The organism is Alteromonas sp. S005 (genome assembly GCF_036864475.1).
GTDB lineage: Bacteria > Pseudomonadota > Gammaproteobacteria > Enterobacterales > Alteromonadaceae > Alteromonas.
Map to the genome: position 1 here is coordinate 1 of NZ_JAZETN010000002.1, position 24,629 is coordinate 24,629.

At 43.4% G+C, this 24,629-nt stretch carries 19 protein-coding genes and 1 other RNA gene; 13 read left to right on the forward strand and 7 right to left on the reverse strand.

The genetic code is table 11. From position 1 onward, the window contains the following. The 6 genes from V7R55_RS02700 to V7R55_RS02725 form a co-directional block, all read left to right on the forward strand. Positions 1 to 798: AAA family ATPase (locus V7R55_RS02700; RefSeq protein ID WP_334057140.1), on the forward strand; the 798-nt coding region annotated here is incomplete at its 5' end. A gap of 4 nt (positions 799 to 802) precedes the next feature. Beyond that, on the forward strand, positions 803 to 1,717 hold the full coding sequence (locus tag V7R55_RS02705) for a hypothetical protein (RefSeq protein ID WP_269350202.1): 915 nt from the start codon (positions 803 to 805) through the stop codon (positions 1,715 to 1,717). Next, positions 1,714 to 3,315: a TnsD family Tn7-like transposition protein gene (locus V7R55_RS02710; protein WP_269350204.1), complete on the forward strand. Its 1,602-nt coding sequence runs from the start codon at positions 1,714 to 1,716 to the stop codon at positions 3,313 to 3,315. Before V7R55_RS02705 ends, V7R55_RS02710 begins: the two co-directional genes overlap by 4 nt. Beyond that, on the forward strand, positions 3,312 to 3,569 hold the full coding sequence (locus V7R55_RS02715) for a hypothetical protein (RefSeq protein ID WP_269350206.1): 258 nt from the start codon (positions 3,312 to 3,314) through the stop codon (positions 3,567 to 3,569). Before V7R55_RS02710 ends, V7R55_RS02715 begins: the two co-directional genes overlap by 4 nt. 115 nt (positions 3,570 to 3,684) lie before the next feature. Further along, positions 3,685 to 4,263 (forward strand): hypothetical protein, encoded by a 579-nt coding sequence (locus V7R55_RS02720; RefSeq protein ID WP_159118434.1) that lies wholly within the window; start codon positions 3,685 to 3,687, stop codon positions 4,261 to 4,263. A gap of 48 nt (positions 4,264 to 4,311) precedes the next feature. Continuing rightward, on the forward strand, positions 4,312 to 5,133 hold the full coding sequence (locus V7R55_RS02725; RefSeq protein ID WP_159118435.1) for a hypothetical protein: 822 nt from the start codon (positions 4,312 to 4,314) through the stop codon (positions 5,131 to 5,133). A gap of 566 nt (positions 5,134 to 5,699) precedes the next feature. Here the strand turns inward: V7R55_RS02725 and V7R55_RS02730 are convergent. Together V7R55_RS02730 and V7R55_RS02735 are read right to left on the reverse strand one after the other, a co-directional pair. Continuing rightward, positions 5,700 to 6,947 (reverse strand): putative bifunctional diguanylate cyclase/phosphodiesterase, encoded by a 1,248-nt coding sequence (locus V7R55_RS02730; RefSeq protein WP_334057142.1) that lies wholly within the window; start codon positions 6,945 to 6,947, stop codon positions 5,700 to 5,702. Next, positions 6,916 to 7,560, reverse strand: coding sequence for a hypothetical protein (locus V7R55_RS02735; RefSeq protein ID WP_334057144.1), 645 nt, complete (start codon positions 7,558 to 7,560; stop codon positions 6,916 to 6,918). Before V7R55_RS02735 ends, V7R55_RS02730 begins: the two co-directional genes overlap by 32 nt. 467 nt (positions 7,561 to 8,027) lie before the next feature. On the opposite strand from V7R55_RS02735, the gene V7R55_RS02740 reads away from it, so the two are divergent. From V7R55_RS02740 to rnpB, 5 genes are all read left to right on the forward strand, one after another. Further along, positions 8,028 to 8,684, forward strand: a complete 657-nt coding sequence (locus V7R55_RS02740; RefSeq protein WP_334057146.1) for an NAD(P)H-dependent oxidoreductase — start codon at positions 8,028 to 8,030, stop codon at positions 8,682 to 8,684. A 164-nt stretch (positions 8,685 to 8,848) separates the two neighbouring features. After that, a complete protein-coding gene (locus tag V7R55_RS02745; protein WP_334057148.1) occupies positions 8,849 to 9,226 on the forward strand; it encodes a hypothetical protein in 378 nt (125 codons plus the stop codon). Between the two features lie 83 nt (positions 9,227 to 9,309). Continuing rightward, positions 9,310 to 11,886 (forward strand): protein translocase subunit SecD, encoded by a 2,577-nt coding sequence (gene secD / locus V7R55_RS02750; protein ID WP_334057150.1) that lies wholly within the window; start codon positions 9,310 to 9,312, stop codon positions 11,884 to 11,886. Positions 11,887 to 12,039: 153 nt separating this feature from the next. Continuing rightward, the gene (locus tag V7R55_RS02755; RefSeq protein WP_334057151.1) at positions 12,040 to 13,503 is read left to right on the forward strand and encodes a potassium/proton antiporter; all 1,464 of its coding nucleotides are present in this window, start codon (positions 12,040 to 12,042) and stop codon (positions 13,501 to 13,503) included. Between the two features lie 37 nt (positions 13,504 to 13,540). Next, positions 13,541 to 13,891, forward strand: an RNA gene (gene rnpB, locus V7R55_RS02760) — RNase P RNA component class A. A 162-nt stretch (positions 13,892 to 14,053) separates the two neighbouring features. Here the strand turns inward: rnpB and V7R55_RS02765 are convergent. After that, positions 14,054 to 16,447, reverse strand: a complete 2,394-nt coding sequence (locus V7R55_RS02765) for a TonB-dependent receptor (protein WP_334057152.1) — start codon at positions 16,445 to 16,447, stop codon at positions 14,054 to 14,056. Positions 16,448 to 16,815: 368 nt separating this feature from the next. Between V7R55_RS02765 and V7R55_RS02770 the strand changes: the two genes are divergently transcribed. Then, complete coding sequence (locus tag V7R55_RS02770) at positions 16,816 to 17,760, forward strand: DMT family transporter (RefSeq protein ID WP_334057153.1); 945 nt, start codon at positions 16,816 to 16,818, stop codon at positions 17,758 to 17,760. Positions 17,761 to 17,768: 8 nt separating this feature from the next. On the opposite strand, the gene V7R55_RS02775 is transcribed toward V7R55_RS02770, so the two are convergent. Further along, a complete protein-coding gene (locus V7R55_RS02775; protein ID WP_334057154.1) occupies positions 17,769 to 20,639 on the reverse strand; it encodes an ATP-binding protein in 2,871 nt (956 codons plus the stop codon). Beyond that, positions 20,639 to 21,817 carry an ABC transporter substrate-binding protein gene (locus tag V7R55_RS02780; RefSeq protein ID WP_334057155.1) on the reverse strand — a complete coding sequence of 393 codons (1,179 nt, stop codon included), beginning with the start codon at positions 21,815 to 21,817 and terminating at the stop codon, positions 20,639 to 20,641. Before V7R55_RS02780 ends, V7R55_RS02775 begins: the two co-directional genes overlap by 1 nt. 318 nt (positions 21,818 to 22,135) lie before the next feature. On the opposite strand from V7R55_RS02780, the gene V7R55_RS02785 reads away from it, so the two are divergent. Further along, complete coding sequence (locus tag V7R55_RS02785; RefSeq protein WP_334057156.1) at positions 22,136 to 22,639, forward strand: 3'-5' exonuclease; 504 nt, start codon at positions 22,136 to 22,138, stop codon at positions 22,637 to 22,639. A gap of 74 nt (positions 22,640 to 22,713) precedes the next feature. Here the strand turns inward: V7R55_RS02785 and V7R55_RS02790 are convergent, their stop codons facing one another. Then, positions 22,714 to 23,184: a hypothetical protein gene (locus tag V7R55_RS02790; protein WP_334057157.1), complete on the reverse strand. Its 471-nt coding sequence runs from the start codon at positions 23,182 to 23,184 to the stop codon at positions 22,714 to 22,716. 245 nt (positions 23,185 to 23,429) lie between these two features. Further along, the gene (gene metK / locus V7R55_RS02795) at positions 23,430 to 24,575 is read right to left on the reverse strand and encodes a methionine adenosyltransferase (RefSeq protein WP_334057158.1); all 1,146 of its coding nucleotides are present in this window, start codon (positions 24,573 to 24,575) and stop codon (positions 23,430 to 23,432) included. Positions 24,576 to 24,629: the final 54 nt, after the last annotated feature.

Genomic DNA, 24,629 nt, shown 5'->3' on the forward strand with positions numbered 1-24,629 from the left:
TTTGTAAAAACTTATATTAAAAGTGCGACAAGTAAAAAAGCTTTCTTAGTTTCAATTCTTAATGCCATCGATAAAAAGCTCAATAGTCATTTCACTGCAAAGCTTCCAAGCAGAGACACTGTTGGTGAGCAGGTTATTTATGTCATTAAAATATGTCGAATGGTTGGCCTTGGTTTACTTGTAATAGATGATGTCCAATGGGTTTTAAACTCTAAAACCACGAAGGATAACAAGGTTGTTACTAATGTTTTTTTAGAAGAGTTTTTCAACGACTTAGGCGTGCCAATGATTTTCATTGGTACGCCTGAAGCTGGCGACCTTTTCAGTGCTCCTGAACAGAGCGAGCAGTCTGAACGGCGTTTAATCAGTGATGGTAAGTTTATTCTAAGTGATCACTCTATTGAACACCTAACATGGAAGACAATGGTTAAAGCCTTAAGCACGAACTTTTTAGGTATGGGCGAGAAGTTAGTTGATAAGGAGTTTGAACATGCAATTTTTTATTATTGTGAAGGGAACATAAGCAAGTTGAAGCGACTAGTAAATCATATACTAAGTGCGAATTTGAGTATGACCAAAAGTAATCGATTTAACTCTTTGTATACAGCGCATGTAGCCACTCACATACGCAAAGAATCGATTAAACCGAAGCTACCTAAAGTTGATGTCACGCCAGCCAATTCTGCGGAAAAAACAGCGCAAATAGTTGATAAAACTACGCAGAAAAAGGACTCAAAAAAGCAAGAACGCATTGATCGGATAAAGCGACTTCAAGCCCTAGATATGGGGGACGAGTGAGCTCATGTTGAACACCAGTCTTTCATCCATAATGCTAGAGAATATTAACATCAAACCCGGTGAGTATCTTCCGACCTATTTCTATCGACTCAAGGAGTATGCAGACTTTTTCGCTCCAAAGGAATTTTTAAGCCTTTTTCAAATATCAAGTCCTCGTTTGATAGGAGAGACCATGCCAAGGTGGGCAGTGAAGTTTGCAGTACAAGCCTATGGAAGAAAAAGATTCGAGGATGTATTGACTGACAATATGGTGGGCAAATATTGGCAAGGATTCATCTCTCGTGATGTATTAAATGCACATGTGAAAACTCAATTGAATGACAAGGCAACTGGACGCGTACTGTTTAATGCTGAAAAGCTACTAATGCCTTATCACTCTCTAAAATACTGCTCAAAGTGCCATGATGAAGAAATAAGAGCCAAGGGCTTTGCTATTTGGAAAGCAGATCATCAAGCAATGACTGCTTTTATTTGTCATCAGCATAATACCGCGCTGAGGCAACGTTTAGTGAGCGAGTTTAATGGGTTTGAATGCTCAGGCGATTTTTTTGATAAATCTTTTTTTAGCACTCCTCATATTACACTTTTTCATCGTTGGCTTGATTGGGAAACCAAGCTGATGATGAGAAGAGGTGTTGAATATCAGCGGGAGCAAGTCGAACTTCACAAGCGTGTGTTTATGGAGAGTAGCTTCTATTCCCATTCTCCAAGTAAAGTGAGCGTTACTCTCAACAAGCAATGGCAAAGTGCGCTCCAAAGATACTTCACTGTATTGTTTCCAAATTTACAACGTTTTGCTGAAGTCACTGCTAACAATATTGCATTTAAAGCCAGTGCTATGATGGCTGAAAATGGCAGTATTCATCCTTTAATGTTTTTGTTATTCAAGTTTTTCTACCTGCATGAATATCGGCCATGAGTAGAATCTTTTACACACCTCGAATTCAACCTGATGAAACATTGTTTTCGTATGTTGCTCGGTGTCATTGGCTATGGGGAGATGTCTCATACACGGATACTTCGTTGGAATGGTTCGGCTATGAAGGGGTGTGTTTAAATCAGCTTTTGCCTAGCCATATTCAGGATATCTCTTGTCACTCTGAATACGGTATAGACTATCTCTTACATAACCACACAGCTTACCCTTTGCATGTTCTTTATAATGCCCGCCATGAAGCGCTGAAGGCGGCAATGTGTGGCGCTGGTGATATGAACATAGCAAACCTTTCATGCTCACCACAGTTGGCATTTGGCTCTTTAATACAAAGCAATTTCTGCCCAGAATGTGCTAAAGAAGATATGACTAAAATAGGTATCGCTTATTGGCATTTGTCACACCAATTGTGGGGAGTGAATGCATGCTTCAAACATGGGTGTGAATTAACCAGTGTTCCTTTTAACCATCGAAAATATCGGCTTCCACGTTATTTTGAGTCAATACAGTCTGTTATTCCTTCAGACGCTAATGCACAGCAGATAGAGTTCGCAAAGCATATTGTGCAATTGCTACGTAGCAACAATATCGAAAATGTTGGTCAGCAATACTTTAAACGTCTATTTCACTCACGGGGGCTGTTTACATCGCAAATGCATATTCGGATGTCTACGGTGTTAGAGCGCTATAACGAGGTGGCTGAAGCGCTTTGTCTCCCCAGTGTGTTGAATACCAGAAGTATTCGTCGAATAGTTTTCGAACAAGATTTAAGCATTCATCCATTGAAACCTATTTTGCTTGAATTTGTAGTAAAAGGACTGCGCGAAGAATCAGCGCCTCCCCCAATACCTGCTCCTAAACCCCTAAAAATGTCTGAGACCATTGAGTCACGAGCAATAGCATTATTACAAAGTTATCAATTTAACGTTGCGGAGATAAGCAGGCGCTTGAAAGTGAGTCATGGCTACGTAAAACAATTAGCCAACCGAATTGGCGTAAAGACAACAGAACGAAAACAAATTGTCACCGCTGACATAGAGCGACAAGCAATAAAAATGGCAATCGAAAATGTGAGTTGTAAGGATATTGCAGCCAAACTTGGTGTGTCAGAACCATCGATTACTGGAGTAGTTCAGTCTGTTGATGGGCTAAGCCTATGGCGTCAATATTTAAGAATGTACGAAAAGCGGGATGCCGTAAGAGCGACTTTAATCGAGGAGAGAAAACGCCGTGGCCTACTTAATCGATCAGAGTTAAAAGAGCATCAAGGAAACGCTTTGAACTGGGCATATCAATACGACAAAACGTGGCTTGATGCTACCTTTCCCATCCAAGGCAACCATGCCAATCACAGTGCAAAAATTTGGGAGAAGCGAGACACATCTCTTTTTCCAAAATTCAAAGAGTTCCTTAAACAACAATTAGAAACAACCAATAAATTGCCTAGTAAATATGCGTTAGACAAAGCATTTGGTAATCATCGCTGGTTTACATGCAATTTTACTAAGCTTTCGAGGTGCAAGCGCATGTATGACATGGTCAAGTTCAAAATAACACAGAGCAATGAAGGGAAGAGCGAATGACAAAAAAATCTGAAAGTAATAGAGCGAGTCAGAGGAGTGTTAAGTTGCAACTTGATAGCTCTTTGATAGATGACGCAAAGCAAGCGATAGCTAATTACCCAAAAACACCCAGTGAGCAAATAGAGCAGTGGGCCTATGTCGGAATGATAGTCGAGCGTCAACTGACAGGCCAAGAGCAATTACAATTAATGACTGGCGAAGCTGTAGTGTCATTTAAGACGAACACAAATAAAGAGGGAGAGAAACGTAGGTAGCGTTTCTCCCCCTGTATAATCGCGATAATACACAACCTCAAAAATAGTATAGCTTAAATTTCAACCCAAAGTCTCGTTGAAGACACTGGACTCTATTTCACTATAAAAGGTAAGTGTGAAACACCCTTGGGGAGAATCATTTTCAGAGGCAGACAGTCTTACGCATAAAAAAGCCGTGCTCAACACTATCATTAAGCCCAAACGGCTTTATTCGAGTGATGATAGTAATATCCTTAATGATTTAATCGGTACTGTTGAAGCATCGTTTTCTACAATTGCTGTCTTTAGAAAGAAAAAAAAACTTGCCAAATCAACAAATGAGTTGGGGTTAAGTCACTGGCTCATATCTAACTTTAAATGCAGTGACAGACAAGGATTGGACAGCAGCGGCAACGCAGGGCTTTCTGGCCTAAGTTCCACAGCAGATGGTAGGCAGCTTACAGATAACTACCTTTTTGGGATAGATAGAAAAAGTGGCGCATTGTCTCGAACCTCAGGCCTCAGCGCATCTCAAAAGCAAGAGATTAGGAATGCATTTAACAGTGGAAAGATTAAAACCCGTTACACTGTTGTGAAAGACAGGCATGCTGGCGCAGGTGTTACGCAGGGGCTCACAAAAAAAACTGAACTGGGTGTTGGCGGGTCATCTCAAATTAATGAAATCGTAATTATTGAATTGCCACTAAAAAAATAAGGCGTTAAGTAATTGGGGCCCTTTTGCGAGGCCTCTTTAAGGAAAAGAATGAAACAACTTCCAGACGACACTAAACAAGAGCTTTCACTTCAGTTGAAAGATACACTTCAGACCATCGAATGTTATAATCCAGCCACTGCGGCCAACAAGGTGACGAGTTACTATGGTACAGCTGGCACAAGCTTTGTAGGGGGATTTAAAGCGAACCTACTCGGTGATGAAAATTTATCAGAAAAGTTGTTTGTCGACGTTATTCCAAATTCTAGGATGGCCGTAGCAGAGAATAAAGTATCTCATGATAACAGCTATCAATACGCCCTATTTAGTTACGCACTATTGCTCGGTTATGAAGAACAGGTTGAGGAGTCGGCAGCTCTACTTTTAGCACTGGACATTCCCAACGATATGAGATTTAGAGCTCCGCCAGAATTCTACCTTATGCTTGCCCATCTATGGCGCGGTGAAACCGATGCCGCTATACAAATGCTTGATGGTATAGAAAAGCTGGAAAGCAAAAAAAGTGAATTCTATATTCAACCCGGGGTTAGCAAGCTTGTAAGAGGCGTTGTAAACAACGAGCCCAGTTTAATGAAAGAAGGTGCACGCCTTCTGTTTGACAAGCACTTACACACAACCAAATACTTCAGAACGGCACTTGAAAATAATCATTACTTTTGTGAGCCCGTTACGTTATTGACCATAGTAGGTCGTAAACTGGGTGTTGATGTGAAAGCCAACATTGGCGATACAACCGCCGTGTTGAAAACGAAAACATTTAGCCCAATTGATAGGCCCGAAATACCCGCCAACAAGAAGTTCGAAGTGCCCGTAGACCTATTGCCCTCTTGCTTTCTGAAAACACGAGGCTAATTCTACTGCATTTTGATTTGTGCATTAGCCTTAACAATTAATTCTTGGTATATCATCACAGCTTGTTGTTGCACGCTTTGATAGGCACTCTGAAAATGACTGGTTAAAATTAAGAGAAAGATTCGAAAAGGAATACGAAGAGAAACTTTAGTTTTTGAAGGTACTTAAGTAAAGGGCTCATCAAACGGACCCTGTCAATTACATACTCATTCCATCAAAATCAATTTCAATCGAAAGTGTAAAACCTAAAGCCTGAAGGTCTGCTGTTTGTCTGAAGCGGACTTTCGCAAAAGTTATGTCCAACATCCGCTAAAGGCCTCATAGCTGTCGCTTAAGTACTAGCTTGGGGAAGGCAGCTACTTACAAAGTTTCGACTATGAGATTGATTTTTTTAAACATCTTTATTAAAAATAAGGTTCCACCCACTTATTGATTTTACTGGGCAGTATTAAACGACTTATTTACTGTAAACACTAAAAACGAAATCTCTCGTTCTTAACTTTAAAGCCCCTCTTTTGAGGGGCTTTTGTTACAGATTGGATGTTATCTTACCATTCATATTGCCTTTACATGGCTAGGCGTTTAAGTAAATCGTCCCAAGCCATGGGGCGAGATAAGAAGTACCCTTGTGCCCAGTCACAGCCATGCCTTTTTAGATAATTTAACTGCTCTTCAGTTTCAACTCCCTCAGCGATAACTCGTAATCCGTAGAGTTCGGCAAGGTTCTGTATAATCAAAACCATTTTGCTTCTTGGATCGTTTCCTGAAAATAAATCACTGATAAAAGAACGATCGATCTTCAGGCAATGGGCTGGGTAATGGATGAGTTGACTAAATGCGGTATAACCTGTTCCAAAGTCGTCGAGTGCTAGAGAAACTCCAACTTCGCGCAACGCATGTAGCGTATCTAAACAGGCTTTATTTCCTGCAACTAGAGCAGTTTCAGTCACTTCTAACTCTACACTGCATGGCGCGACCGCGTATATTTCAAGTAAACCTTTAACCTGGGAAGGGAAATGCTCATTGTTTAACTCAACGCCAGATATATTAATGCACATCTTTCCTGTGAAATTGTGTTGCTGCTGCAATGTGACAAGGCGTTGCAAAGCTGCGTCGATCACCCATAAATCGATGTCTTTTATAAGCCCAGTAGATTCAGCAACTGGAATAAATTGATCTGGTCCTATTTTTTCTAGCTCGGGAGCGTTACATCTAAGTAACGCTTCAACGGCAACAATGTCGTCATTATCACAATCGAAAATAGGCATAAATACTAGGGATAATTGGTCGTTTTCTAACGATGCTCTTAACCCGTATTCTATCTTCTGGCGCTGTTTTATAGTGTCGGCAATCTCTTGCGTGAAAAATCTAAAACAATTTCGACCATTTTGTTTTGCGTCATACATTGCTGTATCTGCAAAATGAAGCAGTTCAGAGGGCTCTTTTGCATCATCAGGAAAAACTGCAATACCAATACTGGCGTATGTGAGGTGAGTAATACCCTCCACCTCGAAGCCGCCATCAAAAATATCTAAAATTCGCGATGCCACCTTTCCGGCATTAATTGTATCTTTAATATCCGGCAGCAAAACAACGAATTCATCGCCAGCAAGTCTAGCAATACTTTCCTCTTGAGGCTTAAGTACTTGGTCAGATGGACGAATTTCACTCCACAACTGTTCGCTAAACTTCAATAAGAGCTTGTCACCCATTTCATGACCATACTGATCATTCACCTGTTTGAAGTTATCTAGATCGATATAAAGTAGGCCAACTCTTTGCTTATCTTTGCTTATCTTTGCTTGCTCTATCAATCACGCGTTGAAGGTTTGTTTTGAAATTCCAGCGATTGGGAAGGCCCGTCAACGTATCGTAGAACGCCATTTGCCTAATATCGTCATCATGCAATTTAATGATTGTTTCGTAAGATTGCTCTTCAGAGCGGAGGGCTGCAAGGCATATAAGGTTAAGTGCTAACGTAGTTAAAATAAAACGTATGGCTTCTACAAGCGTGTAACTCGTCATCAATAAACTAGAAAGCGGGGTGAATAGAAGAAGGGTACTAGTGACGCTAAAAATACAGAATACGACGACCGCAGGCCAAAATCGATTAATGAATAGGTTAATCGCCGCTATGGGGTATATCCATAGCATGCCTGTATTGTCCTTTCCGCCAGTAATGAGCAAACTCATGCATAACACAAATAAGATGCCGCTTAGTATTAGAGCGGCTCTTTCTACATTTCCTGAGCGTTTCAAGAGATAAAGGTTTACTAAGCCAATTAGCCCATTACTTACTAATATGCTACCGAGCAAAAAGGCATCGTTATATAAGCTTAATCCGCCCAGTGCGAACAGAAAAATTACGCCTATATTAGTAAGAACTTGGCAAAGGACAAATCGACGGCGATGACGAACCTGCATCATCTCTCGTTGTCCGGACGTAATTTCGTGAGTTTGGTTCATATCAAGGTGAAATTTTCAAAAAGCCATATAAGGTAACTAGAAGGCGTCAATTCAATCGTCTAACGAAAAAATTAGTTTTGCTCTTCATAGTAGGTGAGTTAGATAAGCTTATCAACTTACCTTTAGTTGAAAAGAATAGTAGAGAAAAAGTATAGATTACTTGCTCTTACATAAGTGCTTTCTTATTTTTATGGTTCTTAATACTTGGGGGGCGCTATAGCAACTTTCATTTGTCAGAACGTACAAAGCACTTCGCTAATACTCAACTAACCTATTTAAACGAAGGCACTCACTCCTCTTAACTCAAACTATTGTCAAAAATACATTGAAACTGATTCAGCTTCCGAAGGGCTTATCATTGAAAAGAGGAATTAATACCATGAGCACAACTTTTAGATTATTCCTATTTATATATTAAGGAGTCAGTTGTGTCTCATCCAATTATCGAAGATTTAAACAAGCGTTATACAGTTAAGAAGTACGATACTGGCAAGCGTATTTCAGCTGATGACCTTGCTACCATTCTTGAAGCTTTGCGTCTATCAGCGTCTTCTATCAACTCTCAGCCTTGGAAGTTTGTTGTAGTAGAAAGCGACGAAGCGAAACAGCGCCTTCATGATAGCTTTGAAAATAAGCATCAGTTTAACCAACATCACGCTAAAGAAGCATCGCATACGATTTTATTTGCGTACGACCCTAAATTCACTAAAGAAAAGTTCGCTAAGCGCGTAGATGCGGAAGTATCTTCAGGTCATTTACCAGAAGACATGCGAGAAAATTTCATGGGCGCTTACGCATTTGCCGAAGCGAACACCGATGAGAATGGAAACAACGCGGCGTGGACTAAAGCCCAAGTTTACTTGGCACTGGGTAACGTACTGCATACTGTAGCGCGTTTAGGGATCGCCTCTACACCGATGGAAGGCGTTGACCCTGATTTACTTGGCGAATTATTCAAAGACGAACTAGACGGTCATATTTGTGAAGTAGCACTGGCTATGGGGTACCCTGATACTGAACAAGACTGGAACCACGGTTTGCCAAAGGCTCGCTTGCCAAAAGATGACGTGATTGCAGTGGTTTAATCCTTACAGAGCAGCCAACTGAGTGAGTATTAAGTGTTAAAGAGCGCCCTCAACGGCGCTTTTTTATTTGTAAGACTCGTACAAATAAGCGTTGAAAATAGCCTGGTCGTCCCCATCTCGATGCTTGTCTGAAATCGTATCATTGAACAAACAGCTCAAATATCGTGCGCGCTTTTATAAAACGCTTTTACCCTTCTTCATTTACGCCGTTTCTTGTGGCGTGGGTATTGTCGTATCTAATTGTTAGTACGGGGTTTCAGACACCTGATGTAGCGAATAATGCCGAAGTCACTTCGCAGTCTCCGTTGGCCAAGTTTGTACACAGTGCGCAAAACTACTCTCTTAGGTTTAGCGCAAACAAGCTAACCGGTGATAAAGACGAAAAGCCTACCGACGCAGAGCCGCCAGGTTTAATATCTGTATCGCTAAACTTTGCCTTCTACAAAGCGTCATCCACCAAGGTACCATCAGCAGGCCCTTCCTTTACTGATAAAACGTGGGTAAAAGCGAGCCCGCGAGCTCCACCTTCCATCCTGAGTTAACTCCTTTACACGCGCTAACGTGAAAGCAAAGCTTCTTTGTTTCTCGTTCAAGCGTTTTAAAACTTAATTATTCAGGATTTAAAATGGCACGATTTTCATTTCGTGGCTTTGTGTATGTGCTTATCGTTATGCTCGGTTTACTGAGCGCTGCGCCCAACATATTGCCACAATCAATTAAACAGCAGCTACCTACGTGGTACACCACTTCCACACTTTCTTTAGGCTTAGATTTACAGGGCGGTTCGCATCTGCTTTTAGCCGCAGATACCAACGCCTTGTTTGAAAAGCAACTCAACAGTTTTTCCAGCGATGTACTTAGCGAATTGCGTACCCAAAACGTACGCTATACCAGAACATCTCACTCGCTTTCTTCAAAGACGAGTAGTGAAGATAGTGCAGCAAGCGTTGTATTTACCTTGCGCAATGCAGACGATGCTAGAAAGGTTAAAGATATTGCTTATCAAATCTCGGCTCAACCGAGCGGAGCAAGTGCACTTGATGTCGCGATAAAGCAAAACACCGTCACCCTTACACTTAACGAACTCTATTCAGAGCAGTTGGTTAAGGACACGTTAAGCCGAAGTGTTGAGGTAGTGCGGAAGCGTTTGAATGAAACAGGGCTTACTGAGCCTAGCGTTACGCTACAAGGTAAAGACGCCATTTTAGTTCAGATGCCGGGTATGTCTGACCCGACCCAGGTTAAAAAGCTACTGGGTACTACCGCACAAATGACTTTTCACTGGTCTGCAAACAGCCGTTCAGAACAAGTAATGAGCAAACAAGATGCGGAGGGTAATTCCTATCGCTTAGAACAAAAAGTGGCGCTAGAAGGCGAACATATCACTGACGCGGCCGGTGTTTTAAGTAGCGAAACCGGTCAGCCCGTAGTGACGTTTCGTTTAGACAGTGCCGGCGCTAAACAGTTTGCCACTATGACCCGTGACAACATTGGCCGTGTGCTTGCTATTGTTCTTGACGACAAAGTGGTGACCGCCCCGGTTATTAACAGCGTGATCCCAGCCGGCCGTGGAGAAATTACCGGTAACTTTACGTTGCCCGAGGCAGGTAATACCGCATTAATGCTTCGCACCGGTGCGTTACCTGTGCCTCTTAATATTATAGAAGAACGTACGGTTGGGCCTGATTTAGGTAGCGACGCTATTCAAACCGGTGTAGAAAGCGGTATAGCAGGTGCGTTAATGGTATTGGCATTCATGGTGGCGATTTACGGCAGGTGGGGCGCTATCGCAAGTTTTGCTCTTTGTATCAATATGGTGTTGGTGTTTGGCGCATTAACCCTGTTTGGCGCAACGCTAACCCTGCCGGGTATTGCTGGTTTAATTCTGACCATGGGCATGGCAGTAGATGCGAACATTTTGATTAATGAGCGTATTCGTGAGGAAAGCAAAAAAGGCCGTCCTGGGGCCAGTGCGATCGAAGTGGGCTTTGAAAAAGCATTCGCAACAATAGTAGATTCAAACTTCACTACGCTTATAGCGGTCAGCTTGTTGTTTATGTTCGGTAGTGGGCCTATCAAAGGGTTTGCTATCACCATTGCCCTTGGGCTTGTATCTTCAGTATTTACTGCGGTTGCCTTAACTAAAATGCTTATGCTTAGAGTGGTTAAGTCGAAGCAAAAAAATACGCAAGATCGCGCGCAGCAGCGCCTACCATTACGCTTTTCTTCACCGCTACTGCGCTTGAGCGATAAGCTAAGCGGTATTAATTTTCTGGCCAAGCGTAAAATTGCACTAGCTGTTTCGATAGTGCTAACAGTGCTTTCAATCGGATTATTTGCCAAACCAGGTTTACATTATGGTGTCGACTTTACCGGCGGCACCATGATTGAGCTGACCGCACCAACCCTTACTACCGATGAGCTAAGATATGTGATTGAAAGCAATGGCTTTGATCAGATAGCCATTCAAGAATATGGCAGTGAACATCACTATTTATTGCGAGCAGCTGTTCTGGATAGCAGTGGCAAGCTTGAAAATAGCAACGCAAAGCAGACTGACGCACTAAAGCGTGCAATTTCGCAAGCCGACAGTGAGGTAAGTTTTGATAAAATTGATATGGTTGGACCGAAAGTCAGCGGCGGTTTCGCACAGCTATCTATTCTTGCGCTGCTTATAGCCGGCGGTGGCATGTTGGTGTATCTGTGGGCACGCTTTGAAGCGCATTTTGCGAGCGCAGCGCTACTTACCGTGTTACTTGATTTAACCAAAACCATAGGCTTTTTCGCGTTAACCGGTATCGAGTTTAACTTAACTGCGGTTGCAGCGTTATTAGCGCTTATTGGTTATTCGATAAACGATAAAGTGGTGGTGCTTGACCGCATTCGCGAACTATTGCGTTTAGACCCAACCAAACCTCTAGCAAACACCATCAACGAAGCGGTGAACAGCACATTAAGTCGAACGGTATTTACGTCTGTTACTACTCTGTTAGCGCTGCTTCCAATGGCTTTATTTGGTGGTGACGCAGTAGAAAGTTTTGCAGTGCCCATGGTTTTTGCTGTTGTAATTGGCACGTCTTCAACCTTGTTTATTACCTCTACATTACTGTATTTGTTGGGCATTAGAAGGGAAAAGCAGGGCAAAGCACAGTTAAAGCCCACTGCCGAAGAAATTAAGGCTTCGTTGTCGCATATCCCTTAAGCGACACGATTGCCTTAACTTTATTACCCTGCCGCGTTTTTGTAACTCAATACTTTGACAAGAAAACGCGGTAAGGTAGCAATATTAGCAGGAACCTTCGATGCGTACTTTCAGTTTGCTTAAGCATGCATCAGTGGCAATAAGGAACGCATAATGTTTGCAGTTGATCACATTATTTTGCTTAGCGCAGTGCTGGCCATTTTAGGTGTGCTGGCCAGCAAGCTGTCTCCGCGCTTTGGCGTACCTGTGTTGGTGTTATTCCTTGGTGTTGGTATGCTGGCTGGTGAAGATGGGATTGGCCGAATCTTCTTTGATAATGCCGATGCCGCCCATGCTATAGGCACATTTGCTCTCATCCTTATTCTATTTGATGGCGGACTGCAAACCTCTAAAAAGTCCATACTTCAAGCATGGAAGCCAGCGGCTTTGCTCGCCACCTTAGGCGTAGTGGGGACAGCAGTGATTACCGGTGTGGCGGCCATGATTATTCTCGATTTACCGCTTTATAAGGGCTTATTGCTTGGTGCTATTGTAGGGTCGACAGACGCCGCAGCAGTATTTTCTGTTCTGCGCAACGCTGGTATACGCATTCCTTCAAAAATAAAATCCACACTAGAGCTGGAAAGTGCGTCGAATGATCCAATGGCCATATTCCTCACAATTGGCCTTATAACGCTTATTCAAGACAGCACCACTAAGCCCATTAACTTACTTTCGCTGTTTGCCAGTCAAATGGGAGTGGGAGCGATAGTGGGCCTTGCCATTGGCGGTATTGCAGTATGGCTTTTCAGACGCGTTACCTTAATGGCCATCGGTTTGTACCCGGTATTTGTGATGTTGTTTGGTGTATTGTCTTTTGGCCTTGCTGCGAACTTAAATGGCAGCGGTTTCTTGGCTACTTTCATCACTGGCGTCATCGTGGGTAACAGCCGCTTTGCGTATCAGCGTAATACCTTTGTGTTTCTCGACGGGCTGGCTTGGTTGGGGCAAATTGCCATGTTCGTTATCCTCGGCTTGCTTGTTACACCCACCGAGCTTTTCGTAAACTGGAAGGAAGGCTTACTCATTGCATTTGTGCTTATTTTTATTGCACGCCCGCTGGTGGTTATGCCTATTTTGCTTCTCTCGAAGTTCTCGTTCAAAGCATCGCTCCTTATATCATGGGTGGGTTTGAGAGGTTCGGTGCCGATTATTTTAGCTATTTTCCCGCTCATATTTGGTATGCCTTACGCTGAACTTATTTTCAATGTGGTGTTCTTTATTGTGCTTATCTCCGCCTTGTTGCAGGGCTCAACCCTACCTTTCGCGGCGCGCAAGTTAGGCTTAGTGTTGGACGATGAAGTAAAGGCGTCGAGTACGCTGGAAATTGTAAAAGTTGCTAAGAGCAAGCGCGAACTTATAGAAATAGAAGTATCCAAGTTATCGCCGGCACTACATAAGACCATAAGTGAATTAGCCCTTCCTGATAATACGGTAGTGGCGATGATTGCTCGTGGTGAAGAAACCATAATACCCAAAGGAAGTACCAAAATAGAAATGGGCGATCAAATTTTCATTATCACCAAACTGCTTGATAAAAGCGCCGTTGAGCGCTGCTTTTACAGCGAGCAGGAATAGGGTGCTATTGTTGGGTACTTCATGTAGAATGCGCCGCGGAGTTGGCCAGGCAATCGCCGCTTTCGTCAGAAAGGGGAGGAAAGTCCGGGCTCCAAAGGGCAGGGTGCCAGATAACGTCTGGGCGGCGTGAGCCGACGACAAGTGCAGCAGAGAGAAGACCGCCTAAGCATGTTTACATGCCGGTAAGGCTGAAAGGGTGCGGTAAGAGCGCACCGCACCTCTGGTAACAGAGTGTGGCAAGGTAAACTCCACCCGGAGCAAGACCAAATAGGATCCCTCAACGTGTGGCCCGCATGGGGATCGGGTAGGTTGCTTGAATCAGTGAGCGATTGCTGATCTAGAGGAATGGTTGCCCACGACAGAACCCGGCTTATGGCCAACTCCACCCTTTCCTTAGATAGTTTCTTAAAGCATGTTTATTATGCCGTTTTTAGACGATACTTTTTCTAAATTAGATGAAGGCTATCCCTTTAGCCGGTGAAGGCTTTTCCTTTAGCAGGTGAGGCCTCTACCTGAAAGTAAACCCTCAGGCAGAGACATTTATCGCTCGTTACTGGAAGAAGTAACGGAACGTTGCGCCTACTGTACGAGGCTGATTGACGGTAAAGCCAAGTCGAGCACGACCTCCACGCTCTCTATCAAACGAAAGCTGTGCGTTTTCATCAAACAGGTTGTTGGCGTATAGCAAGATTTCGTAGTCATCGTAGGTAAGACCAAAGCTCATGTTCAGTGTGCCGTAGTCGTCTAGCAACAAATCTAGCTCGGTTGTCTCTGCGCCAGTGGCACCACCAAATGCAAGCCCTGATGTGAAGATACCCGCGCCAGCAACTTGGTCACTAGGTTGAGTAATGCGGTCGCCCACGTATTGATAAGAGCCTTGGAAGTAGGTACTGTTTGACGAAAATAAAGGCTGCGCTAAATCATAGGTAAATGCGATAGCGAAGCTTTCCTCAGGTACTGACGCCAAACGGTTGCCATCTTCAACGCCACCTAGTACCGCACCATCACCGTCAACAACCGTTGAATCGAACTCAGCTTCGATAATGCTTCCGGTTAATGAGAAAAATAGCTGGTCGGTAAACTGACGTGTAAGTTCAAATTCAATACCTTGGGTGTGGGCTTCAGGTACGTTAAATGACACCCGTGAAGAACAAGAACCTGCATCTAACGTAACTTGAAGGTCTTCAATGTCGTTATAGAAAGCTGAAACGTTCGCTGTCCAGCCTCGTCCTGACGACTTCATGCCTATCTCATAGTTGGTGAGCTTCTCATCGTCATAGTCTTGGAACGATCCAAAGATGGCTTCATCTTGGTCGGTACACAGACTGCGGTTTAGCGGGTCATTAACGCCGCCCAGTCTGAAGCCTTGCGACACTTGAGCGTTGAAATTTACGTTTTCATTCAAGCTGTACTGACCAATTACACGTGATGTAAAGCCATCTGACTCTGTAGAATCAGTCTGGTTGTCGCCGTTGGCAAATAAGCCGCCGGAGATAAACTGACGCTCTTCTTCATAATCGTAGAAACGTGAGCCCACGGTCATTTTGAAGTCATCATTGACCTGATAATTCACCTCGCCAAAAACAGCAAGTTGCTTTAAGTCGTAAGGTAAGAAGGCGTTATATGGTGAATCGGCTTCAAAGCCATTGGCAACTGCTGCCGACGTGCCTTCACCTAGCGTAGCGTCTGTAAATGCGTCATAGCCAGGAGTCGGAAGAGATTGATCGTAAACGCGCTCAGTTGAAGAGTAAAAAGCGCCAACTAGCCAATCTAGAGCACCATCGTCATTAGACGCGGCGCGAAGCTCAAAGGTGTCTTGCTCTACTTCGGTTCTATCTAATAAGTTCGACGGCAATAGCACGGCTTCATCTGGAAAGCCCAAGTCGATACTAACAGAGCCTGAAAGCGCGCTGGCATCGCGACTTACAAGAATATCGCGATCGGTGTAACTATAAACAAATGTAAAGTCAGCAATGTCAGCTTGATATTCAGCCGTTACATCAGCTATCAAGGTTTCGTCAGTAAACCCTTCTTCAAGTAACAGGTACTGTTCGCGTTCGCCTAATTGAATAGCAGGCCGCGTTGTAGTGTAAGGGTTAGCAAACACGTTATAGACTTCTTCCCTATTAAATCCGTTCATCTCGAGTTCTTGGAAAATAAGTCGTGGTGTTATGGTAAGTTTATCGTTAGGTGCGATAACAAACGCTACCCGTCCGCCCGTTCTATCGCCGTCGTTGACGTCCTCGTTAAACGCGCCGTTTTCGCCAAGGGCATCAATAAACCCTGCGTAATCGGTGCGGTAGACAACCGCGCGCATGGCAACCGTATCTGAGATTGGCACGTTCACCATACCTTTTACGTGACCGCCCACGCCGCCGTCTGTCACACTATTAAGGTTAGCTTCAAACTTGCCTTCAAAGGTGTCTAATTCAGGCTGATTGGTAATGTAACGAAGGGTCCCGCCGATAGATCCCGAGCCAAAAAGCGTACCTTGTGGTCCACGTAGGGTTTCGATGCGGTTTAGGTCAAAAAGGTCGAGATCTGGAGTAAACAGAGACAGCGAAATAACGCTTTCATCAAGATAGACACCAACTTGTTCCTTGACTCCAGGTTGGTCTCGTACTATTTGACCAGCCGAAACACCACGCATTGAAACCTGACTTTGCCCCGGCCCCAAATTTTGAATCGAGACACTTGCCACATTTCTAGCTACATCTTCCAGGTTACCAGCACCGCTGCGTTCAAAGTCTCGCTGCGTTTGTGCGTTAATTGAAAAAGGAATGTCTTCAATGGATTCAGCGCGTTTTGTTGCCGTTACTATGATTTGCTCAAAGTCATCATCCTTTTGTTGTGTGTCCTGTGCAATTGCGCCAGAGCTAAGCAGCCCCATTATTGCAATGCTTAGAGTGCTTCGTCGAAACGACGGTTTTTCTAGTTTAAACATAAGTCCATCCAGGTTGGTTGTTTCTATTTTGTTGTTAGGCAAGAGCGTAATGTGGCAAAAAAACTTGGCTATTTCTATATCTGGTGAGATAAATATTTCAACTTTAGTTGTAAAGTGCGGTCTTTGTTTTTATATGTTTATTTTTTGTTAAATGTTGTTGTGGCCTGAAAATGCGTCTAAAAGGTCAAAACAAGTGTCTATCAGGCTAATTACATCAGTAATAGTTTAGGTATGATTTGTTTTAGATGAGCTGCATTTATTGCTTAAGGAAATACCGTGGTTGTCGCAATCCTTGGTGGAAAAGTGCTCAGTGCGTAAATCTCATACAAGCCCAAAACCCAAAACAAAAGCCATACAAGAGAACTGCAATGAAAAAAACAGTGCGCGCAAATGAACTTCTAAAAGGTATGCTAGCAATCGTTGTCGCGAGTTTTTTGTGGGGTACAACGGGCACTGCCGCTCAGTTCGCTCCAGAAATCAGTCCGCTGGCAATCGGTGCATTTGCAATGGGTATAGGCGGCGTATTGCTTTGTGTCAGTGCCCGAAAATCACTGGTAAAAGATGCACCTATTCTTTTTTCCATTCCATTGACCTTTCTGTTTGGCAGTGCATGTGTTGCAATTTATCCGCTGGCCTTCTACAGCTCAATGCGTTTGTCAGGCGTTGCCATAGGGACCGTGGTTTCTATCGCCAGTGCGCCACTATTCGCTGCGCTTTTAGAGTACTTTTTGAGTAAAAAGCCCGTGTCTTTAAAATGGTTTATTAGCTTTGTGTTTGGTGCGTTTGGGATTGGCATGTTAGCCGTGGGGAAGGCACAGGACGCAATGGCGTTGTCAGCATCTAAAAACGAGCAGATGTTTGGCGTTATTTTGGGTCTAATTGCAGGTTTAACTTACGCGGGGTACTCATGGGCTGCAAAGCAACACATTGATGCTGGAGCAAATTCAAAATCTGCCATGGCCGGCCTGTTCGGCTGTGCTGCGATTGTCCTACTTCCTTCTCTTTGGCTTACTGGTCAGAACCTATTTGCTAACACTATCCACACTAGTGTTTCACTTTATATGGCCGTAGTACCGATGTTTCTAGGGTATCTATTGTTTGGTTATGGTCTTCGCACTACTGAAGCCAGTAAAGCCACGCTTATCACGTTAATAGAACCACTGGTAGCCACCTTATTCGCTATCTTTCTCATTGGTGAAGTATTCAAACCGGTAGGGTGGGTTGGCATGGCGTTGGTAAGCCTGTGTCTTTTTATCCAATCCGTAAGGGGGCCTCTTGAATTTAAGCGCTTTGGCCGAAAAGTGACCCCCTAGCTATGCCTTTATACCAATTCACTATTTCTTTCAGTGCTTGCCCAGTATTCAACCTTGTCAATAAGGTCTTCAGCGTCGAAGGGCTTACTTAAATAGTCATCCATTCCCGCATTAACACAGCGCTCTTTATCACCTTTCATCGCATTAGCAGTGAGGGCGATGATCGGGACGTGTAAATAGCGCTCTCCAGCTTCCCCGTTTCTAATGCGCTTGGTTGCTTCGAAGCCATCCATTTCTGGCATTTGACAATCCATTAAGATAACGTCAAAGGTCACTTTCATTTTATTCAATGCTTCTAGCGCCTCTAAGCCTGACTTGGCGCTAAGGGTGGTATGGTTGCTCAGGTGCTGTTTCACGATAATTTGGTTAATATCGTTGTCTTCCACAATGAGCACTTTACGCTTTTTACCTTTTTCTCGTTTAAACGAAGAGGCTTGGTACACGGGATCTAGTAAAGCTTCGTCTGCAGGCTTGAGGGAAACACTAAAAGAAAACGTACTTCCGTGTCCTTTAACGCTTTCGAGTCTAATATTGCCGCCCATGAGTTCACAAAGCTGTTTGCTTATTGATAGACCTAGACCGGTTCCGCCAAACTTGCGGGTGGTTGATAGGTCTTCTTGGGTAAAGACATCAAAAATGGTGCTTTGCTTTTCTTGCGCAATACCTATTCCCGTGTCTTTCACGCTACATAAAAGTGTGAGGCTGTCGTCCGCGTTTTGCTTAATGCTGGTGGTAACTTCAACGTATCCAGAGTCAGTAAACTTGACGGCGTTACCCAACAAGTTCGACAAGATTTGCCTGAAGCGTACATCGTCGCCTTGCACAACGTGGAAGCCCTGTAAGTCAAAGTGGAAGTGTAATTCGAGGCCTTTTTCTTGGCACATGATGGCGTACTGACTCTGCAGGTTCTCAAGTGACTCTAAAATATCAAAAGGATTATCTTCGATTTGTAGCTGACCTGCTTCAATTTTAGAAAAATCTAAAATGTCATTTACGATATGTAAAAGGCCTTGAATACTAAACTTAGCGAGCGAAAGGTAATGTTTTTGGTCTTCGGTAAGATCAGAGTTTGCCATTAGCTGTAATACACCTGATATCCCGTGGATAGGTGTGCGTATTTCATGGCTCATACTCGCTAGGAAACTAGACTTCAATCTAGCAGATTCTTCGGCTTTCTCCCTTGCTTCTTGAAGGTATTGTTCCGTTTGTCGCTGTTGCGTGACATCTTGCTGAAAACCAATGTAATGCGTCACTTCACCATCGGTTTTAACAGGCGTTAAGATTAATCGGTTATAAAATGGGCTGCCGTCTTTTCTGTAGTTAAGTAACGTGGTTTCAATAGGCTCTCGTGTTGCTATAGCGTTGCGAATTTGGTCAACGGCTTGCTGACTGGTTTCATCACCCTGCATGGAGCGACAGTTGTGGCCAATTATTTCACTTCGTTTGTAACCAGTTAATTCTTCAAATGCACTATTTACATAAATAATTGGCTGCCCGACCCTTTTGACATCAGAAATAATAATCGAAACAGTTGCTTCATCCATCGCATGGGTAAGTATGTTTATGTGGCTTTCTAACGCGCGCTGCTCGGTAACGTCACTACCTACATATATGTCGCCACGAATATTACCCTTTACGTCAGCGAGCGATGCCTTTGTCCAGCGAATATAACGTTCTTTGCCCGAATTCACTGAAAAGTGCGTCAACTCATCGCTCTGCTTTGCCGCAAGCTTGCGAACTATCAGTTTTAAAATCGAATTCTTTTCACCGTATTGATCATCACAAAAAGCATCGAAGCGCTTATTTGAAATGAGTATTTCTTGTTTCTGGTCGACTACAACCAGCATGTCGCCCATCGACTCTAATACATTGGAAAACTGTTCGTTTGACAGTGAGACCTCGGTTAGATCCCAAATAAGTTTATCAAAGGCAGCTCGAATGTCGGCTAACTCTTTCGCTTCCTCCTGCAATTCATCGTTCAAAGAGGTCGCATTGTCACTGGTAAGACGATTTTTAATATCGTCATAAAGCTTTGAGAGTGTTCGCTCAGCTAACGTTCCGGTCATGCTCACCATATGCAGTACAATGAATATGAATCCTACGACCATCGCTAATAAAACGATACCCGTCCAAGCAACTTCTCTGTACGCCTTGATAGTTGGCTTAACGCTGTATAATTGAAGATTCTTCCAGCTAGTTTGCTTAATAGAATAGCCGCTTTGGTTGAATGCTAAAAAGCTAGAATTGAGTGCGATTAAAGAGGGATCACTACTAAATAGTACGTTTCCGTTTGAATCTGTGACCAATTGATTAGTGAGTCGAGGATAAGGCTCAAGTAGTGATTGAAGGCTATCGACGTACATAACAAGGGCACCTTCAGAGACGCCATTGAGTAAAACGGGAACGCTAAATACTACTCCGTATTTAGATACAGAAGAAAATGTATTTGATGAGCCAAGTGTTTGCTGACGCCAAGCATTGCTCAACGACTCAGGTAGCGCAGCACTCCAGTTTTTATCGATAACTTTTTTACCTGCAAAGTCAAACAGTGCGAATTCAACAGTTTTCGCTTGGGTAAGGTTTAAAGAGCGAAAAAACATAGGTAGGTAATTGTCTCGCTGTTCTAAATCAACCAGCGAATTAATTATAATGTCGTTTGCCGCTAGATCAGCAAGCTGACGAGTTGTATCGCTTACAATGAAACTGATATCTTGCTCTAGGCCTTCTACTGACTGCTGCTGGAGGGCATTGCTTTGCTTAACAATGAAGTGAAAGGAAAGGGCAACTAACGCGAAAGACAGCACGGCTATAAGTAATGCTAGCCTTGGAATCATGCTCGAGAGTAATAGAGAGCGCAGCCTCATAGGTTCATGCTGCATTATTTATCGTCCGTTGTTACCAAGTTGCCTTTATCATTAAATTTTGTCATAAAATAATCCTTTGACCAAAGTGCATCATGCCTTTCTTTTGTGAATGGTTCTTCATAGTATTTTACGGCACCCTGGATGTTTTCAAGTGATTCTAGGGCACTGCGCAACTCGTTAATTTGTGTGCTACCAGCTTTATCGGCAGCGACTGCAATTAAATGAACTAAATCATATGCATGGGCCAGACCTGTGACACCCTCAATAGCCGCAGCATCGATTAAACCATACTTATCATAATAGGCTTCTAACAGTTGTTTTGCTTTATCATTTTTTTGATGATGAAAGTGAAACGTTTGAAGAACTGAAATGTTGTGGTGGCTGATTGGGTTAGCTAGTTTAGATGCTAACTGCCCAGATGCTATGCCCCAGTGAGCAATGACCGGAAGCGAGCTTAGCCCCTGTTCAGCCAAGGCATTCAAAACGACAGCGCCTTCGGGTACGTTAGTCACTAATATGACACCGTCTGCTTTCGCATCTTTAATCGCTGCAATATCTTCAGAGAAACTCTTCTGCTGCCAATTAATCCAATGTGTGGCGCTAATGTTTACATCTTTTTCCCTTGCCGCTTTCGTTAATGATTCAAGATTAGAGCGTCCCCAACCTGTGCGTTCCAAAACCAGAGCGACATTTGACAACCCTTTAGATCTTGCAAAGTTAATCAGTAAAGGAGCGGCTTCAGCGTCACGTACTGAGACCCGAAATACGTTATTGGGGGAACGCTCATTATCGATGATGGGGGTACCAGCGGCCCATGGAACCAGCATGAGAATATTTTCATTATGTATAATATCGATTTCCGCAAGCACTACGGGAGTATGTACTCCACCGACTACGGCTAGCAAGTTTGGCATCTTTGCAAACTGTTCAATATTGTATATGCCGCGAGCCGGGTTCCCTCGATGATCTTTTGCAATCACTTTGAGCTTACGGCCAAGTATTCCTCCATTTGCGTTAATCTCTTCAACGGCTAGCTCTACGCCTCGGGTAATAGCTACGCCTCCCTCTACAGCAACTGCCGAAAGGTCTGCATCTATACCTATAATTAGAGGTTCTTGAGTGCTGTCAGCGCGGCATGAATTGACATAGAGCGTAAAGCAGAAAAGCGCTGTTAGAAGAAGTTGTACACGCATGGGTTAGCCACCTTGTTGATTACCCTTCAAAGTGTATAGCAATGTGATGAGCGTTTTCTTATTTACGCACTATTCTTTAGTATAATTTTGTTTGCTATGTAAACAGTTTCTTTCAAGGCAACGTTTATTGTTTTACTGAAAAAAGAGCAATGTGGCACGATTCTGCTATTAAACAAACGGTGTGAAGCTAAACGGTTATATAGTGAGCATCCATGCAAGAGCCCAGCGCGCAGCTAGAATTAAAAAACATTTGTGCCTGTGTTGAAGATATTCTCTCTTACTATTAAAAATAAAGGAGAACAGTAGTTTGGAGTATAAGTGCGAAATACAACGTTGCCTACCATTATAGATGTAGAAGCAAGTGGGTTTGGGGCAGCAAGTTACCCCATAGAAATAGGCATTGTGCGCTATGATGGTGCAAAATGGTGCAAGCTACTGAGGCCGTTCGAATCTTGGGTTCACTGGGATACCAAGGCGGAATCGTTGCACGGCATCTCTAAACAAATGTTGCAAGCACGTGGTGAAGAGCCCCACAAAGTGTGCGTCGAGCTAAATAACTTTTTAGGGAACACCATTGTGTACAGTGACGGGTGGGTGGTTGATAATCCTTGGTTAATTAAGCTTTACTCTACTGCGCAAGTTGAAATGTCATTCACCTGCCGTGCCTTGGAGTATATATTAAGTGAACCTCAAATGGAGAAGTGGCACGACGTTAAGAATAGCCTGACTGCTAAACTGGACGTAAAACGTCATCGAGCAAGTTCTGATGCAATGATAATTCAACAAACCTACGCTCAAACAATGGCGCTGACAACAAAGTGATACTGAGGTATTGTCACAATTAGAATAAAGTACTGATTCTTCACAACTACTGAATAATTAAAACGAAAATTAGACTAAAACAGATAATTAACGCCTAGAGAAAGCGCCATATTCTCTTCTTCCCCGATTTGTCTATGCTCAAGTTCTACGGCCATATTTAACCCTTCGCTTTGGCCAAGTAGCCAACCTAATCGCGTAAACGTACCTACATCGTGAGGTAAATAAAGCCACTCGGCGTAATGTTGAAAAGCGGTATTGTTTGTTTTGTAGGTTGCATAAACCTTCTGAGGTACCCAAGTGTTAAAACGCCGACTGGCGCTAAACATACCTTGTGAGCCCGCTGGATAGGTATAACTGTTGTCGTAAAGGTAGGTTTCAGTCGTAGATTGAACGCGGTACATACTGTTTAGCTGCCACCGAGCTATTTTTTTGCTTTTAAACTGTATTGGGCTGTAGTTGGTACTATTAACTTCCGCGAACACGGGTAGGGCTGTTATCGAAACAGTCAGCGTAGAGGCAAGGAGAGTACCGGTAACCACATTCATGGAAAAGCCCAAGTTGTTGTTATTGTAGCCAGTAAACAAAAAATGATTACAAGCAATAGTGTGTTCGTTATTTAAGAATAGCCCCAAATACAAAGGATGGAAATACTCTTTACCGTTTTTAATTTAACTGGCTAACTTAAGTAACTTTACAGGTTTCAATAAAAAACGCCGCTAGGTTGTAAAGCTTCGATACGAAACCTTACAACCTAGCGGCGTTATCAAAAAAGCGCTATATGCTTGTAGAATTAGACCGATGCTTTTAACGCCTCAGCTTTATCCGTTGCTTCCCATGGGAATTCGTCGCGACCAAAGTGACCGTATGCAGCTGTTGGGCGATAAATTGGGCGCTCAAGGTTTAGCATTTGGATAAGGCCGTAAGGACGTAAATCAAAGTGTTCGCGCACTAGAGCTACCAGTGTTTTTTCATCTACTACACCAGTACCAAAGGTATCAATGCTGATAGACGTTGGCTCTGCAACACCAATAGCGTAAGAAACTTGGATTTCACAGCGCTTAGCAAGACCCGCGGCAACAATATTCTTAGCCACGTAACGACCCGCGTATGCTGCACTGCGGTCTACTTTAGATGGATCTTTACCTGAGAACGCGCCGCCGCCGTGTCTAGCCATACCGCCGTACGTATCTACGATAATCTTACGACCTGTTAAGCCACAGTCGCCCATTGGACCACCGATAACGAATCGACCTGTTGGGTTGATGTGAAAGCGAGTGTTGCCATCGATCCACTCACTTGGAAGCACAGGTTTGATGATTTCTTCCATTACCGCTTCACGCACTGTTTCAGTGCTTACTGAGTCACAGTGCTGAGTTGAAAGTACAACGGCGTCAATGCCTACAGGCTTGTCGTTTTCGTACTTAAATGTAATTTGACTCTTCGCATCTGGACGCAACCAGTCTAACTTACCAGACTTACGTACTTCAGCTTGTTTTTGAACAAGACGGTGAGAGTACGTGATAGGCGCCGGCATGAGTACATCAGTTTCGTCGCTAGCGTAACCAAACATAAGGCCTTGGTCGCCCGCGCCTTGTTCTTCTAAGCTTGCTCGGTCAACACCTTGATTAATATCAGGAGACTGTTTGCCAATAGCATTTAATACGGCACATGAATCGGCATCAAAGCCCATATCTGAGTGCGTATAGCCAATTTCTTTTACTGTATTGCGAGTAAGTTCTTCAATATCTACCCATGCAGAAGTGGTAACTTCACCACCTACTAAAACCATACCGGTTTTTACATACGTTTCGCAGGCCACCCGAGCGCGAGGATCTTGTTCTAAAATAGCGTCAAGAACCGCGTCTGAGATCTGATCAGCAATTTTGTCCGGATGTCCTTCAGACACTGACTCGGATGTGAATAAATGCGTGGCCATAAATGCTCCGTAAGCGTTAAATTATCAAAATAGTCGTATATTGTACTAAAACAA